Origin of the sequence: Actinomadura rugatobispora, from assembly GCF_042656285.1 — a bacterium.
Lineage (GTDB): Bacteria > Actinomycetota > Actinomycetes > Streptosporangiales > Streptosporangiaceae > Spirillospora > Spirillospora rugatobispora.
This window is the reverse complement of the sequence record NZ_JBHSON010000006.1, coordinates 20013-42617: the sequence shown is the minus strand read 5'-3', so window position 1 is coordinate 42617 and position 22605 is coordinate 20013. Positions and strand designations below refer to the sequence as shown.

Below are 22605 nucleotides of genomic sequence, written 5' to 3'. Positions count from 1 at the left end.
GGGATTCGTCCGAAGTTACGATTTGTGCGTGCCCACTTCCGCGCGTGACTGCGTAGACCCGCTCGTGGCCGGCGTCCATGACCGCTGGGAGGACCGGGGGCTGCCCGGAAATCCGTGGCCGTTCATGACCCTGTGCGCGGTCAGCCGCTTCGACCAGCTCCTCAAGAAGGCCCTGGACGCCGAGCTGAAACGGCTCGGCCTCACCAGGACCGGCTACTTCCTCCTGACCACGCTGGCGCTGAAGAGCGACGGCCGCGCGCCGCTCAGCGTGCTGAGCCGGCTGGTGATGATGCACCCCACGTCGGTGAAGCTGACCGTCGACCAGCTGGAGGCGGCCGGTCTCGTCCACCGCCACCCGCACCCGCGCGACCGCCGCGCCACGCTGGTGGAGATCACCGACGCGGGACGGGACCTCGCCGCCGAGACCAACCGGGCGCTGGAATCCCCCGACGGGCCCATGGGGGTGTTCGCCGAGTTCCACCAGGACGTGTTCGAGGCGCTGCAGCCCGCCCGCCACGCGGCCGGCGACATGGACCTGTGAGCGGCGGGGCCGCCGGGGGTTTGTTGAACCGAGCGTGACCCCGCCCGCGTACACCGTGATGGACGGCGACAGTTCACCGGTGATAAGGCACTCTACTTCCATGCCCCAGAGTCACGGCACGCGCAGAAGGTCCTCCGCGTCGCAGAAGCGCGGCGGCTCACGTCGGCGTGACAGACGCGCGCCCAGGCCCGCGCCGTCCCCCCGAGACACCCACGGGGCGTACGACGACCCCTACGGCCTAGACGAGCCGTACGAGCCGTACGGCGACGACGGGGATTCCCGCCGCGGCCGGCGGCCGCGTGACCCCGGGCCCCCGCCCCGGCGGGACGAGCGCCGTCCCCGCAGGCTGCGCCGGATCCTCACCAGCAACGTCACCATCACCGTGGTCGCCCTCGGCGTGATCATGGCCGGTGTGGTGCTGATCGACCTGGAGGAGCTGACCGGGGAGAAGAGCGAGCCCCCCGGCGCCGCCGCGGGTCTGTCGGCCAACGACATGCTGGCGATGATGAGCGGCTCCGACATGGACGCCGTCTCCGCCGGGGCGATCGCGGCCGCCAAGAAGCGGGCGTACGAGCAGCACCAGCGCGACCTCGCCGAGCTGAAGAAGAAGGCGGAGCGGGACGCGCAGGCGCGGGCGAAGCTGAAGGCCGAGCAGGAGCGCGAGCGCCTCGCCAAGTCCAACCCCACCGCCAAGCAGAACAAGGCGTACGGCAAGAAGATGAACGAGCTCAAGGGATGGGGCCGCTGCTGGCCGTCCCTGGAGACGCTGTGGGACCACGAGAGCGACTGGAACGAGCGCGCCGAGAACCCCTCCAGTGGCGCCTACGGCATTCCGCAGGCGCTGCCGGCGTCCAAGCTGGCGACCGCGGGGTCGGACTGGCGCACCAGTTCCCCGACCCAGATCGCGTGGGGGCTGAGCTACATCAAGGCCCGCTACAAGGACCCGTGCCGCGCCTGGGCCTTCTGGCAGTCCCACAACTGGTACTAGGGCCGGCGCGACGGGACGTGCCGGTCGGCTCGTCCCCGCCGGGGATCGGGCACCATGTTGGGGTGCGAACGAGCAGAGACCGCCAGGCCGGCGGCGTGGGAGAGGCGGGCGGCAGCCGCCAGTGGGCGAGGGCGGACGCGACCCGGCAGGCGCTGCTGGGCGCGGCCCAGGAGGTCTTCGCCGACCGCGGGTACGGCGACGCGGGCATCGCCGAGATCGTCGAGCGCTCCGGGATCAGCGTCGGCAGCCTCTACCACCACTACGGCGGCAAGGCGGGCCTCTACCTGGCGCTGTGGGAGGAACTCAGCGACGAGCAGGAGGCGCGGGCCGCCAGCGCGGTCGCCGCCGCCCGCAAGGCAGGGGAGGGCGAGCCGATCGGGCTGTTCATCGCGGGGGCGCGCGCGTACCTGGAGGTCTGCTGGGAGCGCCGGACGGCGGCGCGGCTGTTCCACGGCGGCGAGGGCCCGTCCGGGTTCTCGCTGATGCGCCGCACCCGGGCGCGCCAGTGGATCGGGCAGAACACCAGGCTGCTGCGCGGCCATGACGGCGAGCGCGCGACCGAGGTGCTGTCGCTGGTGCTCACCACCGTGATCGGCGAGGCGGGCCGGGAGATCGCACTGGCCCCGGACGCGGACGGGGCGCATGAGATCATCGACGAGGTGTGCCGCATCCTGATCCGCCTGGCCCGCTGATTCCGCCCCCGCCCGCCGCCGCTACCGCTACTCTCTGACCGTTGATCCGCAGGTCTCTGACCTCCCACCTGACACCCCGGACGACACCCATGGACCGAGACGCCCTGAAACTGACCGGCAGTGGCCGATGAAGGTCACCCGTATCGCCTACAGCCGGAACCTCAACGCATCCAAATACGCCCGCCTGGTCGAGCAGGCCAGGCGTCTGGGTCGTGTGCGGGCGATGGTGTGGGCCCGGTACGGGTCGCCGGTGCGTGACGGGGTCAAGGACCGGGAGGTCCGCGATGAGTGGATGCGGGACGGCACCGCCAGCGGTTTCGGTGTGCCGGCCAACGCGTGGAAGGAAACCGTCCGCGACGCGATGGCCGACATCGCCGCCTGCCGCGAGGCCGGGAAGGTCAAGGTCCGCAAGGCCGTGCACCGCCGCTACCGGGACGAAGCCACCCGAAAGAAGGCATACGCCGCCCTCAGGCACGGCCGCTGGCAGGACGAGGCATTCCTGGCCCGGCAGATGCGCCGGCACGTGCGTCACGGGGTCAGCCGGACCGCGAACCAGATCGTGGTGCGCTCCGACCAGTACAACGTCTGGACCATGGCCGACGGGAACGTGTGGATCGACGTGCCCGGCCTGCAGCGCCGTCAGAAGATCGCGATCCCGCTGAACACCTCGGTCGCCCCCACCGGCACGCTGCGGCTGATCCTGCGCGGCGGCCTGGTCGAGGTGCATTACGCCATCCACGCCCCCGACCTGCGCGAGGATCGCCCATGCGGGACCGGCAAGGTCGGGGTGGACAAGGGCTACACCGAAGCCCTCACCGATTCCGACGGCACCCATCACGGCGCCGAGCTGGGCGCCCTGCTGCGCGGCGAGTCCGACCACCTCAAGGTCACCAACGCCCGGCGGGCCCAGATCCGGGCCATCGCCGACAAGGCCCGCAAGGCCGGAAACCACGCCAAGGCCGACCGGATCTGGGCCGGCAACCTCGGCACGGTCAAGCGGGACAGGCGCCGCCGCCGGTTCGAGTCCCGTGTCCGCACGGTCACCTTCACCGCCGTCCACGCCGTCGTGGACAAGGCCGACCACGTGGTGGCCGAAGACCTCACCCGGCCTTTCGTGTCCCGCAAGAAGCTGGGCAGGAACACCAATCGCCGCCTCGCCGCCTGGACCAAGGGCGTCACGGCCGAGGCGCTGTCGAGCGTGGCGGAGCGCAGAGGTTCTGCGCTGACGCTGGTCAACGCGGCCTACACCTCACAAGTCGCCCCGTGCTGCACCGTCCTTGGTGACCGCAAAGGGGACCGGCTTCACTGCCCCCAGTGCGGGAAGGTGTGGCACGCCGACCATGCGGCTGCGGTCAACATCCTGGAACGAGACGGGGATCCCGCCATCACCCTCCACACCCGGTACGAACGGGTCAGGGAACTCCTCCAGGAACGTGATCGCCTCCGGACCAGACTGCCGGTCCAGGACTCCAGCGCCCCGGCGCGGAGAGCGAAATATCCGATCCGAGCAGCAATGCTCAAGGAATAGGAAGCAGAGCAGACGTCCCATGCCAACCTCCACGTGGTTCCGGCTCAACGTCGGTAAGCGCGAGCGCGTGCTCGAGGTGGCGATGCGCGAGTTCGGCGAGCACGGTTACTCCACCGGCAGCCTGAACACCATCGCCCGCGAGGCAGGCATCGCCAAGGGATCGCTGTTCCAGTACTTCAGCGACAAGCTGGAGTTCTTCGCGTTCGTCTGCGACGAGGCCTCGCGCCGGATCCGCGAGGACATGGAGCGGCGGATCGCCGTCCTGGACTTCGAGCAGTCCTTCGAGGGCTGGCTGTTCGACGTGTTCTGCGAGTGGACGGAGTACATGGCCGAGCACCCGCTGGAGCGCGCGGTGACGGCGGCGACGAACTTCGAGCTCGACAACAACGTGCGGTCGGTGGTGCGCGACACCGCGAACCAGCACTACCTGCAGGTCATCCACCCGTCGCTGCAGCTGTGGCAGGAGCGCGGCGACATCCGCGCGGACGCCGACCTGGACGTGCTGGCGACGCTGCTGCTGGTGACGCTGCCGTTCCTGGCGCTGGCGCCGTACTACGACGGTCTCGACCCGGTGCTGAACCTGCGGGGCCGCACGCCGGCCGAGCAGCGGCCGGTGATCCGGCAGCTGATCGCGGGCATCCGCCCGATGTTCGCGCCGGTCAAGTCCTAGTGCCGCGGAGCGGTCAGGCGAAGATGTAGTCGCCGGGCCTGGCCTTGCGGCTGCCCGCCCAGAACTCGAAGGTGTGGCCGGGCCACAGGCTGCGGTTGACGCCGTTCTCGTCCAGGTACCAGCTGTCGCAGCCGCCCTCGGTCCACACCGCCCGGCGCAGCCTGCGGTGCATCCGGTCGTTGTAGGCGCGCACCGCCTCCGGCCTGGGCTCGACGGTCCGCGCGTTCCGCCGCTGCATCTGCCGGAGCAGGCTCAGCACGTGCTGGATCTGGATCTCGATCATGAAGACGACGGAGTTGTGGCCGAGCCCGGTGTTGGGGCCCAGCATCATGAAGAGGTTCGGGAAGCCGGGCAGGGTGGTGCCGTGGTGGGCCTCGATGCCGTCCGCCCACGCCTCCTGGATCTTGACGCCGCCGCGGCCGGTGATCCGCCAGTCGGCCATGGCGTCGACGACCTTGAAGCCGGTGCCGTAGACGATGGCGTCGACCTCGTGCTCGCGGCCGTCGGCGGTGACGACGGAGTGCTCGCGGACCTCGGTGATCCCGGTGGTCTCGACCTCGACGTGGGGACGGGCGAGGGCCGGGTAGTAGTCGTTGGACAGCAGGACGCGCTTGCAGCCGATGGTGTAGTCGGGCGTCACCTTGGCGCGCAGCTCGGGGTCCTTGATCTGCCGGGCGATGTGCCCGCGGGCCAGCCTGTCCTGGGGGCCGGACAGGCGCGGGTCGATGGTGAAGCCGACCGCGCGGGCCTCCAGGCCCCAGTAGATGAGGTCGCGGAACGCGCGGGTCGTGCCCGGGACCTTCGCGAACGTGCCGCGCACCGCCTTGGGGATGGCGACGTCGGGCTTGGGCTGGATCCACGGCGGGGTGCGCTGGAACACCACCATGCGGTCGACCTGGTCGGCCAGTTTCGGGACGAACTGGATCGCCGACGCGCCGGTGCCGATGACGGCGACGCGCTTGCCGGTGAAGTCGTAGGAGTGGTCCCACTCGGCCGAGTGGAAGGCGGTGCCCTGGAAGCGCTCAATGCCGGGCAGGTCGGGGTAGGAGGGGATGTGCAGCGCGCCGACCCCGGAGACGACGGCCCTGGGCCTCAGCACGCCGCCGCCGGCCAGCGTCACGACCCACACGGCCGCGTCCTCGTCGTACTCCATGGACTCGACGGCGGCGCCGAAGCGGATGTGGTCGCGGACGCCGTACTTGTCGGCGGTGCGCTCCAGGTAGTCGCGGATCTCCGGCTGCGGGGCGAACATCCGCGTCCAGCCGGGGTTGAGCTCGAAGGAGAAGGAGTACATGTGGGAGGGGACGTCGCACGCGCACCCGGGGTAGGTGTTGTCGTGCCACGTGCCGCCGAGGGCCTGGCTCTTCTCCAGGATGACGAAGTCGTCGAAGCCGTTGCGCTTCAGCTGGATGCCCATGCCCAGCCCGGCGAAGCCGGAGCCGACGATGGCGATCCTGGGGGAACTCTCGCTCATGGCGTCCCTTCCACGTAAGCTACTCGTAGTAAGTTACTAGCAGTAGGCTACTGACGATAGGTCCAACAAGGGAGAAACCCCTGTGAGCGCCGCCACACCGCGCCGCCGCCGCATGTCGCGCGCCGAGCGCGAGCGCCAGATGCTGGACGTGGCCGAGCAGGTCTTCGGCGAGCGCGGCTACCGCGCCACGTCCATGGACGAGATCGCCGAGCGCTGCGGGGTCTCCAAGCCGATGCTGTACGAGTACTTCGGCTCCAAGGACGGCCTGCTGCTGGCGTGCGTCGCCCGCTCGCAGGCCGAGTTGCACGAGGTCACGCAGAAGGCGGTCGCCGGGGCCACCGACCCGCGCGACGTGCTGTGGCGCGGCATGGTCGCCTACTTCTCCTTCATCGACTCCCACAGCCGCTCGTTCGCGATGCTGGTGAGCGAGCCGGTGGCCGGCCCGCCGGAGACCGCCCAGGCGATCGAGGACATCCGGCGGCAGCAGAGCACGCTGATCGCCGGGGTGCTCGCCACGTTCGCCGCCGGGGTCCCGGCCGACGTGCTGGAGGCCCACACCGAGATCATCATCGGCGCGTCCGAGCGGCTGTCGCTGTGGCGCACCCGGCGGCCCGGCGTGACCGTGGAGGACGCGGCCCGCTACATGACCGACTTCTGCTGGAGCGGCCTCAGCCCGTACCTGACCCACACCCCGGCCCCGGATCCGGGGCCGGGCGACGGGGAAGGCCGTCCAGCGCCTGGATGAGCAGGTCGAGGCCGAACTCGAAGTCGGCCTCCGGGTCCAGCCGGGCCAGCTCCGGCGCCAGCGCGATCACGCGCGGGAACCGCTCCGGGTCGAGCCCGGCGTAGTAGTCGGCGGACGCCTGCGACAGCCGGTCCAGCAGCTTCACCGCGCCGACCTCGCGCATCTGCGCGCCCAGCGCGTACGCCAGCAGCGCCCGCATGATCCGGACCGCGGTGGGGCCGTCGAACCCGGCGGCGTCGGCCAGCGCCAGCGCCCGCTCGGCGGGCCGCACCGCCACCGGGGTGTCGATCTTGTGGGTGAGCACGATCGTCATGCAGCGCGGGTAGTCGTGCGCGACCTTGCGGAAGGCGCGCACCAGCGTCCGGGCGGACGCCTGCCAGTCCTCGCCGGGACCGGCGTCCAGGTCCATGCCCGCGACCACGTGCTCGGCCACGCCCTCCAGCAGCGCCGCCTTGTTGGGCACGTGGTTGTAGAGGGACATCACCGCCACGCCCAGGCCGGCCGCGACCGCCCGCATGGACAGGGCGTCGGCGCCGTCGCGCTCGATGAGCCCGACCGCCGCCTGCACGATCCGGTCGCGCGTCAGGGCCGGGCGCACCTCCGGGACGGGGCGCTTCTCGTCGGCCATCGGGCCCCTTCCTCACACCGTTGACACCGATCAGTGGCGCGTGACACGGTACGTACAGTGTACGTAAGACGTACAACGTACGTCGACCCGCCGAAGGGGTGCTCGTGTCGACCCATGACCTCTACACCGAGCCCGTCCCCGCGTCCACCTACGACATCCCCCTGACCGGGGACGCCCGGTTCACCTGGGAGTACGACGACGGCCGCGACCGGCTGCTGGCCCTCTACCAGAAGGGCAAGGACCGGCAGTGGGACTCGGCCAAGCGCATCGACTGGGACCTGGAGGTGGACCCGCACGACGTGCTGGGCGTCCCCGACCAGTCCCTCGCCGTCTACGGCACCCGCCACTGGGACCGGATGAGCGTCCGCGAGCGCGGCGAGCTGCGCCGGCACTCCGCTTCCTGGCAGTTCTCCCAGTTCGTGCACGGCGAGCAGGGCGCCATGATCACCGCCGCCCGGATCGTGGAGTCGGTGCCCGACCTGGACGCCAAGTTCTACTCCGCCACCCAGACCATGGACGAGGCCCGCCACGTCGAACTGTTCTCCAGGTTCCTCCAGGAGAAGATCGGCATGGTCTACCCGATCAACACCAAGCTGCAGGACCTGCTGAACGAGACGCTCTCCGACACCCGCTGGGACATGCCCTACCTCGGCATGCAGGTCCTCATCGAGGGCCTGGCGCTGGCAGCGTTCGGCGTCATCCGCGACATCACCACCAAGCCGCTGCCCAAGCAGATCCTGGCGTACGTGATGCAGGACGAGGCCAGGCACGTCGCGTTCGGGCGGATGGCGCTGCGCGACTACTACGCCCAGCTGTCGGCGCCCGAACTCAAGGAGCGCGAGGAGTTCGTCATCGAGGGCTGCCACCTGATGCGCGACCGCATCCGCGGCCGGGAGATCTGGACCAACTTCGGCATCGACCCGGCCGAGGTCGACGAGATGGTGGAGAACTCCCCCTACATGCGGATGTTCCAGGGCCTGCTGTTCAGCCGGATCGTCCCGTGCGTCAAGGACATCGGCCTGTGGAGCGACCGCATCCGCGCGACCTTCGACGAGATGGGCGTGCTGGAGGCGTCCAAGGGCGACCTGGACGCGCTGATGGGACAGGACGAGGAGATCGCCGAGAAGCTGGACGCCGAGCGGTTCGCGGTCGAGGAGGCCGCGCGCAAGGCCGAGGTGGACGCGGTCATCGCCGCCGAGGCCGGCACCGCGTCCGCCTAGGGGACCCGGCGGGCGTCCTGTTCCGGCCGCGGGCCTCGGCCCGCACCGGGGCGCCTCGTTGACGCGCGGCGCCCCCGCCCCCCACGATCTGGAGGCACGCCCGACCGGGGACGCTCGCCCGAGCCGCCCCCGTGACGTCCCCGTCCCCCCGGAGGCAGCCATGCCCCTCGCGCACTTCGACGGCGCGCTCGCCGTCATCACCGGAGCCGGCAGCGGGCTGGGCCGCGCCATCACGCTGGCCCTGGCCGAGCGCGGCGCGACCGTCGTCGCCGCCGACATCGACCTGCCCGCCGCCGAGCGCACCGCCGAGCTCGCCAGGACGCTGGGCTCGGACGGCGCCGCCGCCTTCGAGGTCGACGTGTCCGACGCCGCCGCGATGGAGTCCTTCGCGGCCGAGGTGCGCGAGTCCCGCCGGGTGCCCGACATCGTCGTCAACAACGCGGGCATCGCCGTCGCCGGACCGTTCCTCGACACCGGCGTCGAGGACTGGGAGCGCATCATCGGCGTCAACCTGTGGGGCGTCGTGCACGGCTCCCGGCTGTTCGGGAAGCAGATGGTCGACCGGGTGCGCGCCCTGCCCACCAAGCCCGACAAGCCCAACTTCGGCGGGCACATCGTGAACATCGCCTCGGCCGCCGGGTTCGCCCCGTCCCGCGAGCTGCCCGCCTACAGCACCACCAAGGCGGCGGTGGTGATGCTCAGCGCGTGCCTGCGCGCCGAGCTGGCCGGGTCGCGGATCGGCGTCACCGCCGTCTGCCCGGGGTTCGTCGGCACCTCCATCGTGCGGAACGCCACGCTCGTCGGCGTGTCCGGGGACGAGGCGCGGCGGCTGCGCGAGCGCGGCGACCGGGCGCTCCAGGCCCGCCGCTACCCGCCGGAGAAGGTCGCCGAACGCGTCGTCGCGGCCATCGTCAAGAACAAGCCGGTCGTTCCCGTCAATCTCGAGGGCCACCTGATCCACGCGATGTCGCGGATCTCCCCCGGTTCGCTGCGGCTGCTCGCCCGGGTCCCCGCCCCGCTGCGCTGACGCCGGGCCGGAGCGATCAGATCCGGTCCGCCGCCTGCCTGAGGATCTCGTCGGCGTCGCGCTCCCGCACGGGCACCCCTTCGGGGTGGTCGAGCAGCGCGAGGCAGGCGGCGTGGCCGGGCGCGGCGTCGAGAACGCGCATGGCCATGCGGGCGGGGAGGTCCGGGCGGCCGTCCCAGGCGCGCAGGCTCGGCGGCTCGTGCGGCGCGGAGACGTGCAGGTCGGCGAGCGGCACCCGCAGGCCGTCCCCGGTGGCCTTCAGGAGGGCCTCCTTGCGCGTCCAGTAGGCGAGGAGCCCGGCGCCGCCGGCGGCGCGCGGCTCGTCGCCGGCGAGCAGGTGGCGGGCGATGTCGTCGCCGATGCGGCCGCTGTCCTCCTCCACGTCCACGCCGAGCGGGCCGTACGGCGACACCGCGACGGCGACCAGGTCGCCCGAGTGCGAGACCGACAGGTGCGGGCCCCCGGCGATGGCGGGCGGGCCGTGCGGCTCGTCGCAGTCGCGGCACCGGCGGGTGATGGGAACCCGTTCCGGGGGCAGCCCGGACCGCCGCCCGGCGACCACCCTGGTGATCGCGACCCCGAGGGTGAAGCGGTCGCGGTCGGCGTCCCGCAGATACCGGGCGCGGCGGGTGCGTTCGGACGGGTCCAGCAGTTCCGCGAGGCCCGCCCGCGCCGCGTCCCGGGCCGCCCACCGGCCGAGCGAGGCCCACCACACGGTAACCGGTTCCACTTTTCGCTCCATTCGACGACGACCCCGACCGTCACATTAGCCGATGACATGTTCGGCATTATTCTGGCGAGCGCCAATGGCGCGCCAATTAAGGAGGCTTCGGACATCGAATCGGACACCCCGACAGAACCGGCAATGGACCCCCGCGGACAACGAAAAGGCCGCGGGATGGCAGTCCACCCCGCGGCCCTCACCTCGGAAGTCACTAGACCCAGGACACTCCTACCGGCTGTGCGGCCACGTCGTCGACCTCCTCCTCCCCTGACGCACACGCCGGACCCCATCACGATCCCGACCCGGGAACCGGCGCGTCCCTCCCCTTTACCGAAACAGCCTAGGATCGATTGACTTCCACCATGTACTGATCGGCCAAATCAGGTCAGAATTGCTTTAGCGGAAGGCGCGCAACACTTCTCCCGCCACCCGGGTCGCCCGCCCGAGGCAGTCCTGCTCGCGCTTCTCCGCGGCGCCGCGGGTCTCCTCGCTGTAGCTCACGGTGACCACCACGTTCCGCACCCGCACGGTCACCTGACCCACCACCGTCGGCTGGCCCCGGGTGGCCGTGAACCACCGGTACGCCTCGTCGCCCAGCCCCGGATGCCGGGCCAGGCTCACCGTCCGCTCCAACGTCGAGTTGTGGGCCTGCGTCCACTGCGCCCCGAAGTAGCGCTGGGCGTCCTCCACCGGGGTCGAGGTGTTGGCCGGCGCGTACAGGTGCGCCTCCACCCTCAGCCAGCGGAACCCGCCTCCCGCCGTATACGTGCAGCTCGTGAGGGTCTGGTTGGAACTCTCCCGGCGCTGCGCCCCGGGAATCAGGCTCCGCACCGTCCCCGCCTGGACGCCTCCGCACGGCGGCGGCAGCGTCGAGATCGTCTCCGGCCGCTCCGGCTCCTCCGCCGGCGGGACGGCGGCCCGCTGCGTACGCTCCCCCTCGCCACCGGGGAAGAACAGGAACACCGCACCGGCGGCCAGCGCGAACGCGACCACCGCCACCAGCGCCGCCACCACCACCCTCGGCCTGCGGACCGGCGCCGGCGGCTCCGGAGCCGAATACTCCCTCTGGAAGGGTTCCGGCGCACGCGGAAGGCCCACTCCTGACTCCCCTGTTCGCCCACTACCACAGGCAAGGTAATCGGCCCGGGCGCCACCTGGCCAGGGCCCCCAAGGGGATCAAAGGTCATCCCCGAAGACAGAGATCTTGACTTCCCCGCCCGCGAACATCAACTGTCCGACCCGGGGAACACAATGGATACTGTGCTGCTCACGGAGATCGCCCGCACCTCGGCCGCGGTGGCCGCGACCACGTCCCGCAAGGCCAAGACCGGCCTGCTCGCCGACTGCCTCCGCGACGCCGGCCCCGGCGAGGCCGCCATCGTCGTCGCCTACCTCTCCGGCGAGCTCCCGCAGCGGCAGATCGGCGTGGGCTACGCCTCCTTCCGCGACCTCCCCCCGCCCGCCGCCGAGCCCGCCCTCACCGTCCCCGAGGTGCACACCGCGTTCAGCGAGATCGGCGCCGTGTCCGGCAAGGGCTCCGTCGCCCGCCGCCGCGACCTCCTCACCGCCCTCATGGCCCGCGCCACCCACGCCGAACAGGACTTCCTCATCCGCCTGCTGTCCGGCGAACTGCGGCAGGGCGCCCTCGACGGCGTCATGGCCGAGGCCACCGCCAAGGCCGCCGGCGTCCCCGCCGCCGACGTCCGCCGCGCCGTCATGCTCCGCGGCTCCCTCGGCCCCGTCGCCACCGCCGCCCTCACCGACGGCGCCGCCGGCCTGAGCGCCTTCACCCTCGAGGTCGGCCGCCCGATCAAGCCGATGCTCGCCGCCTCCGCCCCCTCCATCGACGAGGCGTACGCCAAACTCGACGGCGAGGCCGCCGTGGAATGGAAGCTCGACGGCATCCGCGCCCAGATCCACATCCGCCCCTCGGGCATCTCGGTGTTCACCCGCACGCTCGACGACATCACCGCCCGCCTCCCCGAGGTCGTCGAGGCCCTGCGCGGCCTTCCCGTCCGCGACGCCGTCCTCGACGGCGAGCTGATCGCCCTGCGCTTCGACGGCTCCCCGCACCCCTTCCAGGTCACCTCCGCCCGCACCGCCACCCGCACGGCGCGTACAAACACCGTCCCGCTCTCGCTCTTCCTCTTCGACGTCCTGCACCTCGACGGGGAGGACCTCCTCGACCGTCCCGGCGCCGAACGGCACGCGGCCCTCGCCCGCGCCGTCCCCGAAGAGCTGCGCATGCCCCGCATCGTCACCGCCGACCCCGCCGAGGCCGCCGCCTTCTTCACCGACGCCGTCGCCCGCGGCCACGAGGGCGTCCTGGTCAAGTCCCCCGGCACCCCGTACACCGCCGGCCGCCGCGGCGCCGGCTGGATCAAGGTCAAGCCCCGCCACACCCTCGACCTGGTCGTCCTGGCCGTCGAATGGGGCCACGGCCGCCGCCGCGGCCTCCTGTCCAACCTCCACCTCGGCGCCCGCGACCCCGGCACCGGCGAGTTCGTCATGCTCGGCAAGACCTTCAAGGGCCTCACCGACAAGCTCCTGGCCTGGCAGACCGAGAAGCTGCGCGCCCTGGCCGTCAAGGACGACGGCTGGACCGTCCACGTCAAGCCCGAACTGGTCGTCGAGATCGCCTTCGACGGCATCCAGCGCAGCCCCCGCTACCCCGCCGGAATAGCCCTCCGCTTCGCCCGCGTCCTCCGCTACCGCGAAGACAAGCCCGCCTCCGAAGCCGACACCCTCCAAACCGTCCTCGACCTAGGAGGCGGCATCCACGAAACCCCCTAGATCCGGGGGGGTGCACCTCGGCCAACGATAAACTGCGAACATCGTTTGCGGTTTACCTGAAGGGCCGGCCATGAAGCGGATCAGGGCACGCGACGGCGCCGACATCACGGTGCGTTCCACCGGCAGCGGACCAGGCATCGTGGTGGTGCACGGGGGCGGGGTCACCATCGACGACTACCGCCGGCTCGCCTCGGCGCTGGCCGACCGGTTCACCGTCCACCTCTACAACCGCCGGGGACGGGCCGACGCCCCGCCCGCGTCACAGCCCCACACCATCGAGCAGGACATCGACGACCTCGCGGCCGTCATGGAGCACACCCGGACGGGCAACGTCATCGGGCACAGCTCAGGCGGCTTCATCGCGCTGAAGGCGGCACTCCGGCTGCCGATCGACCGGCTCGCGCTCTACGACGCGGCGATCTCCATCGACGGCAGTTTCCCCGCCCACTGGATGGAGGCCGCGAAGGAGGCGTCGCGGGACGGCGACACCGCGCGAGCCCTCGCGATCGTCAGTTCCGGTATCAACCCCCAGATGGCGGCTTCGAAGCTTCCGCTCCGCATCCAGGTCGCCGTCATCCGCGCCTTCATGCGCACCCGGATCGGGCGGACCATGGGCGAACTGCTGCCGCTGACCCTGGACGAAGGCGACCAGATACTGCGCCATGACGGCCCCGCCGAACAGTGGGCGGGAATCACCGCCGCCATGCTGCTGGTCTGCGGCGCCAACAGCGCCCCCTACTACGCCGAAAGCAATGAGGCGCTGGCTCGCGTCCTCCCCCAGGCCCGTACCCTGCGGCTTCCCCGTAGCGGCCACGACGGCCTCAACAGAGCACGCCCAAAACTCATCGACCCGCTCGCCGCCTTCTTCGAGGCTCGCGAACACCCTTGAGCTCGATGTCGAGCTCGAACGGCAAGGTGACGGCAATGCGATCGTGGTGCACACCGGTCGCGACGTACAGGCCGGTGGCATCGTCGAGTTCGTAGCTGTAGATCGCGAACGCCGGTGCGGTCTGGTCGGTCTCCACCCGCCAGTAGTGCCGAATCCCCGCCTCCGCGTACAGGGACGGCCGCACCCGCCTGCTGAACGGCGACACCACCTCGACGACAAGCGTGACCAGGTCTGCGGAGATGGGCCGCTCATAGGGATCGTGGTCGCTGGAGTAGACGACGACGTCGGGGGCGAGTTCGACCGGCTCCACCTCGTCGTCATCCAGGAGAACGTCCACGTCGGCGTCAACCTGCCAACCAACAGGAGCCGCGTCCTCGAGCCGGGTCGCCAGACGCCGCGCGACGCGCCGCTGGATCGGGCGAGGCCGCGGCTTCACGACAAGTTCTCCGTAGACGACCCCGACGCGTACCGGAAGGTCGTCGGGCAACGCCTCGTACTCTGCCCGAGTCCAGGTGTCACCGGACGGCAACCGAAGCGTCGGCGCCGGCATACGTACTCGCATGTCACCGCGGGGCGATCGGCGGCCCGTCCGGGCCGTCGTCCTGGTGCGGCCAACGGGCGGACGCGTCGCGCCGCAGGCGGGAGACCTCCTCCATCCGGTCGCCGGGGATGACGACCTGGGTGACATCGACGGCGTTCTCGTCCTTCGCGCTGTAACTGGTACGGACGATTTCCCAGACGGGCAGTTCGACGGGGATGAGCAGGAGCCGGGCCTCATCAACGGTCGGCATGCGCACGCGGCGGCGTTCCAGCCACTCCAAGGGACCGTGGCCCATCGCCTCGATCGCGTCGATCCAGGCCCCCGGTCCCGTGCCGAAGGGTTCTTCGACCTCCGGCGTCTCAGCGGTGATCCTCGGGTGGATCCAGGTCGTGGAGATCTGGAAGGCGGGCTCGCCTTCGGGGCCGGTCACGCGCAGCCGTCTCATGACCAGATCACCGACCGGCACGTTCAGCATGTGCGCGAGCCTGGCGTCCGCAATGGGCGCCTTGCCGACCTGCGGCTTGCCGTGATGAACCCACAACTCGTTGCCCATGGCGGCGGGAAAGCTGTACCCGCCCGCAGTTTCCCGCCCGTCCTTCACGTGCCTGGTGTTGCGCCTGACCACGTCCGTTCTCATGATCGTCTTGCGATGCGCAGGGCGACGCAGGCCACCGGCGGTCTCGTCGCATCGAGCCGACCCCACGTGTCCGCCTCCTCGCATCGGGTTGACGCGGTGAAGCCTAGTGACGAACCCGCACGAGGTTTGTGGCAGCGGACACGTCCTGACGGCGGCCCCGTGTCCCGCTCGGTGAGGTGGGGCGACAGGATGGACGTGGAGGGCGTGCGGGAGGAGGGCGCGGATGCTGCGGGTGGGGACTCGGACATCGCCGCTGGCGATGGCGCAGGCTCGCGGGGTCGCCGAGCGGCTCGAACGGCTGGCCGGTGTACGCATCGAGGTGGTCGGGATCCAGACGTCGGGTGATCGGCATCGGGGGCGCCTGGAGGCGCTGGGCGGCAAAGGCGCGTTCATGCGCGAGATCGACCGGGCGCTGGTGGAGGAGCGGGTCGATGTGGCGGTGCACTGCCTCAAGGACGTTCCCGGGGACGAGCCTCGCCCGGAGGGGCTAGAGTTCGCGGCCTACCTGGAGCGGGACGACACGTCCGATGTGATGGTGTTCCCGGCCGGGGGCGGAGCCGGGTCTCTGGGCGGGCTGACCCCCGGTGCGCGGGGGGGGCGTCGGCGGTGCGCAGGCGAGCCCAGCTTTGGCGGATCCGTTCTGATCTGCGGATCGAGTTCCTGCGGGGGAACGTCAACTCGCGGCTCGGGCGGCTGGACGCCGGGGAGGAGTTCGACTCCATCGTGCTCGCGCGGGCGAGCCTGACGCGGCTGGGGATCGAGCGGCCGGGCGAGGCGCTGGACATCGTCCCGGCCGTCGGGGCAGGAGTACTGGCCGTGGACTGCCGCCGCTCCGATCCAGGGGTCGTGAACCTGGTGCGACTGCTGGACCACGCCGAGACGCGGCAGTGCGTGAACGCCGAGCGGGCCATGCTGCGCGGGCTCCAGGGGCATGCAACAGCCCCATCGCCGGGCATGCGCGGCTGGAGGGCGATGGGCGGTTGCGCCTCCGCGGGATGGTCTTCACCCAGGACGGCGCCCGGGTCGTGCGGGCCGAGGGTCGAGCGGAGGCCGGTGAGGCGGTGGCGTTGGGGGTGCTCGTGGCGGAGGAGTTGGTGCGGGAAGGGGCTCGTGGGTTGATCGACGGGGTTTCGTGCTAGGGCCCGGCTGTCGGTGGCGGGTGCAAGAGTGGCTCGGCATGAGTGGGAGCGGTCCGCTGGACGGGTTGGACGACATCGACTGGGCGGGGTTGGGGCACGCCTACGGTTCGGCGGAGAAGGTTCCGGAGGCGTTGCGGGCGCTGCGGTCCGAGTCGGCCGATGAACGCAAGGCGGCCATGGACGAGGGGCTCTGGCACAGCATCTGGCACCAGGGCACCCGGTACCCGGCGAGCGTCCCGGCGGCCCGGTTCCTGGTGCGGCTGGCCGCCGATCCCGCCACGCGCGACCGCGAGCAGATCCTGTTCCTGCTCGAAGCCCTGGTGACCGGCTACGCGTCCGACCATCTCCCCCGCGGGATCGACGCCGCGGCGTGGCGTGCCGACATGGAGTACCGCCGCGCCACCGACCCCGAGGAGCAGCGCCGGCGGCTCGACACCTGGGTGGACGAGGCGTCCGACGAGGTCATGCGGTCGTGGCGGAAGCGGCGGCAGGAGAAGTTCGACCCCGTCGCGGAGCTGCGGCGGTTGGAGATCGAACTCGAGGTCTACGACGCCGTCCGGGCGGGTGTCCCCGCGCTGCGCCCGCTGTTGGACGACCAGGACTCCGCCGTGCGCGCAGGGGTGGTGCGGCTGCTGGCGTGGTTTCCGGAGGAGGCGGCCGAGTCGGTGCCGATGCTGGACGGGCTGCTCGACCGGGAGACCGACGATCTCGTCATCAGCGAGCTGATCAGCGCGCTCGGTCTGCTGGGGCACCGCCCGGCCGTGCCGCTGTTCCGCGACTTCCTGTACGGCGACCTGTTCCACCGGCTGGCGGCGGCCGTGGCGCTCATCGCCCTGGACGAGGTGGACGAGACGGTGGTGGGCGCCATCGCGCACGCCGCCGCCACCGCCTACTGGGGTGACGGCGGCTTGCCGAATCCCTTCAGCACGATCGTCTCGTCGCGGAACACCGAAGACATCATGGGGCTCCTGGAGGGGTGCGGGGTGGAGGACGGCTCGCTCGGCAACGCCCTGGCGGGGCTGCGGGACGGCCCGCCGGCGTGGCGGGCGGCGATGGCCGCGGCGGCGCTGGCGCTGGCCTTCGGGATCGTCGAGGACGTCACGCAGGTCGCGGACGAGCCCGAGCCGTTCGAGGACCTGGACGACGAGCAGCGCGAGACCGTCCTGGCCCTGGCCGGGCAGCCCCCGGAGGTCTGGGAGGGGCCCGGCTTCCGTCGGCTGCTCAATACGTGGGGGCTGCCCGAGGATCGCGCGGCGCTGCGCGAATACGCGGGGTTCGACTAGTCGTCGCGTGGCGGGCGGGGTTTCCATGAGCGGGTCCCCCGGCGGGGCGAGCGGCCCCGGACGGCGGAGCGCAGGGGGCGGCGCTCGCCCCGCGCGAGCGTGGTCCTGCGGGGGCGGGCGGCGTTGAACGGGGCCCTGCGGGCGGCGCGGCGGCGGGTGGACGGCCTGCGGTGCAGGAGTTCGGGCGGGATCAGGTCGTGGCGGCCCGCGATGAACTCCTGGATCCAGATCTTGGCCCTGATCAGCGGGCGGCGGAAGCGTTCCTCGTGCCATTCCGCCGACCGGGCCTTGCGCGAGCCCGGTTCGTACTGCCAGCGGGCCCACGGCGAGCCGGGACGGGCAACGCGGATGGCTCCGATCACCAGCAGGAGGGGCAGGAACAGCCCCGCCAGGCCGGTCCAGATCTTGCCCTTGAGCAGGGTGAGGACGGCCAGGATCAGGTTGACGGTCAGCGACCCGGCGTAGACGGCGATCAGCAGCGGGCGGCTGAGGGTGCCGTCGGGGTCGGGTTCGAGGCCCTCGAACCCGACCGGCCGGATGCCGAGGAGGAGCAGGCCGGTCACGGCGATCGCGACGAAGACGGCGTCGACGGACGCGCGCCCCTTCTCCGTCCAGTAGACGTCGCTGAGGTGCAGGATCAGCGCGAACTCGTCCAGCACCAGGGCGGCGCCCGCGCCGAAGATGACGGCGGCGGTGATGACGAACCCCTGGTAGGCGTCCGGGACGGCGAATCCCATCACGCCGCCGACCAGCATGAGGACGACGCCGAACACGACATGGTGGATGTGCAGGTCGCCCGCCTTGACGTTGCGGAACCACCAGCGGACGTCCGCGCGGATCAGCCGCACGTTGACGCGGGTCAGCACGAACGTGACGATGAAGGAGACGAAGAAGGCGAACAGCGGCAGGCGCCCGGCATCGGCCACGCGCACGGAGAAGAACTCGGACAACGAACCCCCTGACCATCCCATGATGCCTTGTGACATGCGTGGATATCGTGAGGGCGAACGAAGGGGGACGGGGCATGGGCCGTTTCGTGGACCGGTGCGACCCGGGATGCCGGGAATGGATCGCCGAGGCCATCCGCAAGGTCGAGGCCGACGCCAACCGCAGCGCCGACACCCACCTGCACGTCTTCCCGCTACCGCCCGAATGGGGCATCGACCTGTACCTGAAGGACGAGTCGGTGCACCCGACCGGGTCGCTGAAGCACCGGCTGGCGCGGTCGCTGTTCCTGTACGGGCTGGCGAACGGCTGGATCCGGGAGGGCACCACCATCATCGAGGCGTCCAGCGGGTCCACGGCGGTCAGCGAGGCGTACTTCGCGCGGCTGGTGGGGCTGCCGTTCGTGGCGGTGATGCCGGAGCGCACCAGCCTGGAGAAGATCGAGCTGATCGAGTTCTACGGCGGGCGGTGCCATCTGGTGGCCGACCCGTCGGCGATCTACGCCGAGTCGCGGCGGCTGGCGGAGGAGTGCGGCGGGCACTTCATGGACCAGTTCACCTACGCCGAGCGGGCGACGGACTGGCGCGGCAACAACAACATCGCCGAGTCGATCTTCGAGCAGTTGCGGCTGGAGCGGTTCCCCGAGCCGTCCTGGATCGTGGTCGGCGCCGGGACGGGCGGGACGTCCGCCACCATCGGCCGGTACGCGCGCTACCGGAGGTTCGGGACCCGGGTCGCGGTGGTCGACCCGGAGGGTTCGGCGTTCTTCGGCGCGTTCGAGGACGGCGACCGGGACCGTACCGCGGCGGGGTCGCGGATCGAGGGGATCGGGCGGCCCCGGGTGGAGCCGTCGTTCCTGCCCACGGTGATCGACCGGATGATCCAGGTGCCGGACGCGGCGTCGATCGCGGCGATGCGGTGGACGCGGGAGGTGACGGGCCGGAGCGTGGGCGGGTCGACCGGGACCAACATGTGGGGCGTGGCGGAGCTGGTCGCGGAGATGCTGGAGCGCGGCGAGCGCGGCAGCGTGGTCACGCTGATCTGCGACGGCGGTGAGCGGTACGCCCGCACCTACGGGTCGGACGCGTGGCTCGCCGGGCAGGGCCTCGCGGTCGGCCCGTACGTGGAGGCGCTGCGCACCTTCCACAAGACGGGCGAGGCCCCCGCGCCCCGGTGATCGATCTTTAGGTGGACGCGGCCCAGGCTGCTTCCGAGCCTTGGAGATGGGTTGTAAGGCGTCCCTGGACGGCCACCGATCCGGTGGAGCCGCGGCGGCCGAAGAGGCGTGCCCGCCGTGAGGCCCGGCGCGCCACCCACGTCAACCACAACAAGCAGGTCGTCGTGAGGAGACGACGGCTCCTCCGCGCTGCCTGGCGGTACGGCCGCCCTACCCAGGGATCGGACGGGGCCTGGGGTCCCACCTGCCGAACGAGTCGATACCCGTGGCGATGTCGCCGGGCTGCCGGTTGTCGACGGCCCGCCGGGCGACCGGCATCGGCGGTCGGCGCGGCGCCCCGGAAGGCCGTGAAGCCGTCGATCTCGGCGTCGATGAGGTGCAGGCCGCCCGTCTCGCCAAGGGCGACGCGCGGGTCCGGCCCCTCCTACGGCCAGCGCCATCCGTCCGGTGGCCTGGGATCGCCCAGCGTGCACTCGGCGCAGAGCGTCGGCGCCGGTTCGCAACGAGATTCATATATTCGGGGATTCAGATACTATCCAACTCATATAAAGTCGTACGCGTACTGATGAGGTGGCCACCTGGCCGCCCCGAGCCCTCCTTGGAGTGTCGTCATGCATGTCACGGTCGTCGGAGCCACGGGACGCGTCGGCCGCCACGTCCTCGACCAGGCACTGGACTCCGGGCACACCGTCACCGCGGCCGTCCGGACGCCCGCCAACCTGCACCGCGACGTGGACGCGGTCGCCGTCGACCTCACCGATCCCGACCTCGACGAACTCGGCCGCGCCGTCATGAAGGCCGACGCCGTCATCTCCTGCCTAGGGCCCCGCGACAAGCGCGAGTACGGCGTCGTCACGCCGGGGACCACGGCCATCGTCACGGCCATGCGACGTGCCGGCTGCCGGCGCACCCTGACCGTCAGCGGCGCCGGCGTGTCCACGGCGCGCACACCGGACCGTCCGAATCCACCGAAGCGCGAGCCGGGCGCCGGTTGGTACAACCGGTACTTCGCCACCCCGCTGGCCCGGCGAGCACTCGGATACAGCTTCGTCGACTTCGCGCTGATGGAGGATCTCCTGCGCGCCAGCGACCTCGACTGGACCGCCGTACGTCTGACATTCCTCGTCGACCGGCCGCTGACCGGCACCTACCGGACCGCCCTCGAACGCAACGTACGCCGTGGTCTTCGCATCGGCCGCCCCGATGTCGCCCACTTCATGGTCCGCGCCCTCGAGGATCCGGCGACCTTCAAGAAGGCCATCAGCGTTTCCTACTGACCCGCACCGACCAGATCTCCAGGAGACAATCCGTGTTCAACAGCACCGTTTGGATCGCCCAGAGCTTCCTCGCGCTCTTCTTCTTCGCCGCCGGGCTGCCCAAGGTCGCCGGCAGGGGCATCGACCGCTGGGTCGGTTTCGACCAGGTACCGCGAATCATGACCGTCATCATCGGCGTCACCGAGGTCCTCGGAGCCGTCGCCCTCGTCGTCCCGCTGCTGATCGACCGGTTCGAATGGACCACCCCGCTCGCCGCCGTCGGGATCGCGGTCATCTCGCTGATGGCCAGCGGCTTCCACCTGCGCGCCCGGGAATGGCTCGCCACTCTCGAGACCGCGTTGTGGGCGTCGCTCGCGGCGACGATCGCGATCGCCCGGTGGGACGAGCTGGCCACGGCGCCCTCGGTGTCCGAGGACGTGCTCGTCCCGATCCTGTTCGTCCTCGTGCCCGCGGTCATCGTCAACATCGTCTTCCTGACCAGGGCCACGCAACCCGCCAAGGAAGAGGACGGACGGGAAGCGATGACGGCGGCGTGACCGGCGTCCCTTCAGTCGCGGGACGAGAACCACGCACGACCGCCCCCCAAGGAGAAGCGCATGCAAGCCGTCCGCCTCATCCTGTTGCTGCTGCATGTACTCGGCTTCGTCGCCTTCGTCGGCGCTCTGATCGCCCAGCGGTCGCAGGCGACAAAGATGATCACCGGGCCGGTGCGTGACGGAGCCGGCGTCGCCGTCGTCAGCGGAGTCGCCCTCACCGCCGTCATCCAGGCGGACGGCGGTGACCTCGATATCGCGAAGATCGCGGTGAAGCTCGGCATCGGCGTCCTCATCCTCGTACTGACGCTCGCGAACCTGCGGCGCGAGCAGATCGCGACCCGGCTGTGGGCCGCGCTGCTCGTCCTGGGCGTCATCGACATCGGGGTGGCGATCTTCTGGTCACCCGCCCACGGCTCGTGGTGACCGCCGCTGATCCGCCCGTGGGCCCGAGCGGGTGACTGAGAGCACCGGAGAACGCGCATCCGGCCGGCGAACCGTGCCGACCGGCCGGATGCGCGTGGCCCACCGTTCCGCGCGTGGTGCCGGCCCTCCGCCGACCACGGCACATGCCGCGCCCCCGAGCCGCGTTCGTGCTTGCGGATACGCTCTGATCGGCGATTCATACGGTACGGGGAGCGCGGTATATGGGACCCGAGGTTTCTGGTGGCGCTGACGAGAGGCGACGCCACCGGCGGCTGAGCAATGCGCTCAAGGAGTCGTTGCGCGAGATGAACATCCAGTTGTCGCTGCTCAACCACCACGTCAGCGCGCATCTCAAGCTGAAGGACGCCGACCTGCAGTGCCTCGACCTGATCAACCGGGAAGGCCCGCTCAGCCCCACGGCCGTCGCACGGCGCACCGGCATGCATCCGGCCACGATGACCGGCGTCCTCGACCGGCTCGAACGCGGTGGCTGGATCGCCCGGGAGCGCGACCCCGTCGACCGTCGCGCGGTCGTCGTCCGCGCTCTTCGCGACCGCAATTCCGACCTGTTCCGGCTGCTTTCCGGCATGAATGCGTCGATGGACGGGATATGTGCCGAGTACACAGCCGACCAACTCGAACTTCTGGTCGACTTCCTCGGCCGCACGACATCGGCCGGTCGGCGGGCCACCGATGACCTCGTCACCGACTGAGAACCTGATTCGCCC

General features: G+C 71.1%; 24 protein-coding genes and 2 pseudogenes. 19 read left to right on the top strand and 7 right to left on the bottom strand.

What is annotated here, in order from left to right:
- The first annotated feature begins 28 nt into the window (after positions 1–28).
- The 5 genes from ACFPZN_RS05780 (at position 29) to ACFPZN_RS05760 (ending at position 4419) form a co-directional block, all read left to right on the top strand.
- Complete coding sequence (locus ACFPZN_RS05780) at positions 29–541, top strand: MarR family winged helix-turn-helix transcriptional regulator (protein WP_378280738.1); 513 nt, start codon at positions 29–31, stop codon at positions 539–541.
- 100 nt (positions 542–641) lie between these two features.
- Positions 642–1529, top strand: coding sequence for a cell envelope integrity TolA family protein (locus tag ACFPZN_RS05775; protein WP_378280737.1), 888 nt, complete (start codon positions 642–644; stop codon positions 1527–1529).
- 62 nt (positions 1530–1591) lie between these two features.
- Entirely contained in the window at positions 1592–2221 is a 630-nt protein-coding gene (locus ACFPZN_RS05770) for a TetR/AcrR family transcriptional regulator (RefSeq protein ID WP_378280736.1), read from the top strand.
- A gap of 127 nt (positions 2222–2348) precedes the next feature.
- Positions 2349–3749, top strand: coding sequence for a zinc ribbon domain-containing protein (locus ACFPZN_RS05765; protein WP_378280735.1), 1401 nt, complete (start codon positions 2349–2351; stop codon positions 3747–3749).
- A gap of 19 nt (positions 3750–3768) precedes the next feature.
- Positions 3769–4419 carry a TetR/AcrR family transcriptional regulator gene (locus ACFPZN_RS05760; RefSeq protein ID WP_378280734.1) on the top strand — a complete coding sequence of 217 codons (651 nt, stop codon included), beginning with the start codon at positions 3769–3771 and terminating at the stop codon, positions 4417–4419.
- 13 nt (positions 4420–4432) lie between these two features.
- On the opposite strand, the gene ACFPZN_RS05755 is transcribed toward ACFPZN_RS05760, so the two are convergent.
- Positions 4433–5893: a flavin-containing monooxygenase gene (locus ACFPZN_RS05755; RefSeq protein ID WP_378280733.1), complete on the bottom strand. Its 1461-nt coding sequence runs from the start codon at positions 5891–5893 to the stop codon at positions 4433–4435.
- An 82-nt stretch (positions 5894–5975) separates the two neighbouring features.
- Here ACFPZN_RS05755 and ACFPZN_RS05750 point away from each other — a divergent pair, with 82 nt between their 5' ends.
- On the top strand, positions 5976–6638 hold the full coding sequence (locus ACFPZN_RS05750) for a TetR/AcrR family transcriptional regulator (protein WP_378280732.1): 663 nt from the start codon (positions 5976–5978) through the stop codon (positions 6636–6638).
- Here the strand turns inward: ACFPZN_RS05750 and ACFPZN_RS05745 are convergent.
- The gene (locus ACFPZN_RS05745) at positions 6562–7266 is read right to left on the bottom strand and encodes a TetR/AcrR family transcriptional regulator (protein WP_378280731.1); all 705 of its coding nucleotides are present in this window, start codon (positions 7264–7266) and stop codon (positions 6562–6564) included. The two genes, ACFPZN_RS05750 and ACFPZN_RS05745, sit on opposite strands and share 77 nt — an antisense overlap.
- Positions 7267–7370: 104 nt before the next feature.
- On the opposite strand from ACFPZN_RS05745, the gene ACFPZN_RS05740 reads away from it, so the two are divergent.
- Together ACFPZN_RS05740 and ACFPZN_RS05735 are read left to right on the top strand one after the other, a co-directional pair.
- Positions 7371–8486, top strand: coding sequence for a ferritin-like domain-containing protein (locus ACFPZN_RS05740; RefSeq protein WP_378280730.1), 1116 nt, complete (start codon positions 7371–7373; stop codon positions 8484–8486).
- 160 nt (positions 8487–8646) lie between these two features.
- The gene (locus ACFPZN_RS05735) at positions 8647–9513 is read left to right on the top strand and encodes an SDR family NAD(P)-dependent oxidoreductase (protein ID WP_378280729.1); all 867 of its coding nucleotides are present in this window, start codon (positions 8647–8649) and stop codon (positions 9511–9513) included.
- Positions 9514–9529: 16 nt separating this feature from the next.
- On the opposite strand, the gene ACFPZN_RS05730 is transcribed toward ACFPZN_RS05735, so the two are convergent.
- Positions 9530–10243, bottom strand: a complete 714-nt coding sequence (locus ACFPZN_RS05730; protein WP_378280728.1) for a 4'-phosphopantetheinyl transferase family protein — start codon at positions 10241–10243, stop codon at positions 9530–9532.
- 390 nt (positions 10244–10633) lie between these two features.
- Positions 10634–11248: a hypothetical protein gene (locus ACFPZN_RS05725; protein WP_378280727.1), complete on the bottom strand. Its 615-nt coding sequence runs from the start codon at positions 11246–11248 to the stop codon at positions 10634–10636.
- 249 nt (positions 11249–11497) lie between these two features.
- Between ACFPZN_RS05725 and ACFPZN_RS05720 the strand changes: the two genes are divergently transcribed.
- Positions 11498–13030, top strand: coding sequence for an ATP-dependent DNA ligase (locus ACFPZN_RS05720; RefSeq protein WP_378280726.1), 1533 nt, complete (start codon positions 11498–11500; stop codon positions 13028–13030).
- Between the two features lie 70 nt (positions 13031–13100).
- The gene (locus ACFPZN_RS05715) at positions 13101–13919 is read left to right on the top strand and encodes an alpha/beta fold hydrolase (RefSeq protein ID WP_378280725.1); all 819 of its coding nucleotides are present in this window, start codon (positions 13101–13103) and stop codon (positions 13917–13919) included.
- Here the strand turns inward: ACFPZN_RS05715 and ACFPZN_RS05710 are convergent.
- On the bottom strand, positions 13873–14469 hold the full coding sequence (locus ACFPZN_RS05710; protein ID WP_378280724.1) for a Uma2 family endonuclease: 597 nt from the start codon (positions 14467–14469) through the stop codon (positions 13873–13875). The genes ACFPZN_RS05715 and ACFPZN_RS05710 overlap by 47 nt on opposite strands.
- A 13-nt stretch (positions 14470–14482) precedes the next feature.
- The gene (locus ACFPZN_RS05705) at positions 14483–15097 is read right to left on the bottom strand and encodes a UTRA domain-containing protein (RefSeq protein ID WP_378280723.1); all 615 of its coding nucleotides are present in this window, start codon (positions 15095–15097) and stop codon (positions 14483–14485) included.
- Positions 15098–15320: 223 nt separating this feature from the next.
- On the opposite strand from ACFPZN_RS05705, the pseudogene ACFPZN_RS05700 reads away from it, so the two are divergent.
- The 4 genes and pseudogenes from ACFPZN_RS05700 to ACFPZN_RS05685 form a co-directional block, all read left to right on the top strand.
- Positions 15321–15629, top strand: a pseudogene (locus ACFPZN_RS05700) (hydroxymethylbilane synthase); the annotation flags it as partial.
- Positions 15630–15703: 74 nt separating this feature from the next.
- Positions 15704–15928 (top strand): annotated as a pseudogene (locus ACFPZN_RS05695) (hydroxymethylbilane synthase); the annotation flags it as partial.
- A gap of 56 nt (positions 15929–15984) precedes the next feature.
- Positions 15985–16236: a hypothetical protein gene (locus ACFPZN_RS05690; protein WP_378280722.1), complete on the top strand. Its 252-nt coding sequence runs from the start codon at positions 15985–15987 to the stop codon at positions 16234–16236.
- 38 nt (positions 16237–16274) lie between these two features.
- Positions 16275–17519 carry a HEAT repeat domain-containing protein gene (locus ACFPZN_RS05685; protein WP_378280721.1) on the top strand — a complete coding sequence of 415 codons (1245 nt, stop codon included), beginning with the start codon at positions 16275–16277 and terminating at the stop codon, positions 17517–17519.
- Here the strand turns inward: ACFPZN_RS05685 and ACFPZN_RS05680 are convergent.
- Positions 17516–18469: a hypothetical protein gene (locus tag ACFPZN_RS05680; RefSeq protein ID WP_378280720.1), complete on the bottom strand. Its 954-nt coding sequence runs from the start codon at positions 18467–18469 to the stop codon at positions 17516–17518. The two genes, ACFPZN_RS05685 and ACFPZN_RS05680, sit on opposite strands and share 4 nt — an antisense overlap.
- A gap of 74 nt (positions 18470–18543) precedes the next feature.
- On the opposite strand from ACFPZN_RS05680, the gene cds1 reads away from it, so the two are divergent.
- The 5 genes from cds1 to ACFPZN_RS05655 all read left to right on the top strand — a co-directional run bounded on the left by cds1 (position 18544) and on the right by ACFPZN_RS05655 (position 22590).
- Entirely contained in the window at positions 18544–19641 is a 1098-nt protein-coding gene (gene cds1 / locus ACFPZN_RS05675) for an L-cysteine desulfhydrase Cds1 (RefSeq protein WP_378280719.1), read from the top strand.
- 611 nt (positions 19642–20252) lie between these two features.
- Positions 20253–20918 (top strand): NAD(P)-dependent oxidoreductase, encoded by a 666-nt coding sequence (locus ACFPZN_RS05670; protein WP_378280718.1) that lies wholly within the window; start codon positions 20253–20255, stop codon positions 20916–20918.
- A 32-nt stretch (positions 20919–20950) separates the two neighbouring features.
- The gene (locus tag ACFPZN_RS05665) at positions 20951–21454 is read left to right on the top strand and encodes a DoxX family protein (RefSeq protein WP_378280717.1); all 504 of its coding nucleotides are present in this window, start codon (positions 20951–20953) and stop codon (positions 21452–21454) included.
- Positions 21455–21514: 60 nt separating this feature from the next.
- Positions 21515–21877: a hypothetical protein gene (locus ACFPZN_RS05660; RefSeq protein WP_378280716.1), complete on the top strand. Its 363-nt coding sequence runs from the start codon at positions 21515–21517 to the stop codon at positions 21875–21877.
- 221 nt (positions 21878–22098) lie between these two features.
- Complete coding sequence (locus ACFPZN_RS05655; RefSeq protein ID WP_378280715.1) at positions 22099–22590, top strand: MarR family transcriptional regulator; 492 nt, start codon at positions 22099–22101, stop codon at positions 22588–22590.
- Positions 22591–22605 lie beyond the last annotated feature (15 nt).

Excerpts from the sequence above, each read along its gene's own strand:
- ACFPZN_RS05760 (WP_378280734.1), top strand. The coding sequence starts at position 3,769 with ATGCCAACCTCCACGTGGTTCCGGCTCAACGTCGGTAAGCGCGAGCGC.
- ACFPZN_RS05710 (WP_378280724.1), bottom strand. The coding sequence starts at position 14,469 with ATGCCGGCGCCGACGCTTCGGTTGCCGTCCGGTGACACCTGGACTCGG.
- ACFPZN_RS05670 (WP_378280718.1), top strand. The coding sequence starts at position 20,253 with ATGCATGTCACGGTCGTCGGAGCCACGGGACGCGTCGGCCGCCACGTC.
- ACFPZN_RS05775 (WP_378280737.1), top strand. The coding sequence starts at position 642 with ATGCCCCAGAGTCACGGCACGCGCAGAAGGTCCTCCGCGTCGCAGAAG.
- ACFPZN_RS05755 (WP_378280733.1), bottom strand. The coding sequence starts at position 5,893 with ATGAGCGAGAGTTCCCCCAGGATCGCCATCGTCGGCTCCGGCTTCGCC.
- ACFPZN_RS05735 (WP_378280729.1), top strand. The coding sequence starts at position 8,647 with ATGCCCCTCGCGCACTTCGACGGCGCGCTCGCCGTCATCACCGGAGCC.
- cds1 (WP_378280719.1), top strand. The coding sequence starts at position 18,544 with ATGGGCCGTTTCGTGGACCGGTGCGACCCGGGATGCCGGGAATGGATC.
- ACFPZN_RS05685 (WP_378280721.1), top strand. The coding sequence starts at position 16,275 with ATGAGTGGGAGCGGTCCGCTGGACGGGTTGGACGACATCGACTGGGCG.
- ACFPZN_RS05655 (WP_378280715.1), top strand. The coding sequence starts at position 22,099 with ATGGGACCCGAGGTTTCTGGTGGCGCTGACGAGAGGCGACGCCACCGG.
- ACFPZN_RS05715 (WP_378280725.1), top strand. The coding sequence starts at position 13,101 with ATGAAGCGGATCAGGGCACGCGACGGCGCCGACATCACGGTGCGTTCC.
- ACFPZN_RS05745 (WP_378280731.1), bottom strand. The coding sequence starts at position 7,266 with ATGGCCGACGAGAAGCGCCCCGTCCCGGAGGTGCGCCCGGCCCTGACG.
- ACFPZN_RS05705 (WP_378280723.1), bottom strand. The coding sequence starts at position 15,097 with ATGAGAACGGACGTGGTCAGGCGCAACACCAGGCACGTGAAGGACGGG.
- ACFPZN_RS05765 (WP_378280735.1), top strand. The coding sequence starts at position 2,349 with ATGAAGGTCACCCGTATCGCCTACAGCCGGAACCTCAACGCATCCAAA.
- ACFPZN_RS05660 (WP_378280716.1), top strand. The coding sequence starts at position 21,515 with ATGCAAGCCGTCCGCCTCATCCTGTTGCTGCTGCATGTACTCGGCTTC.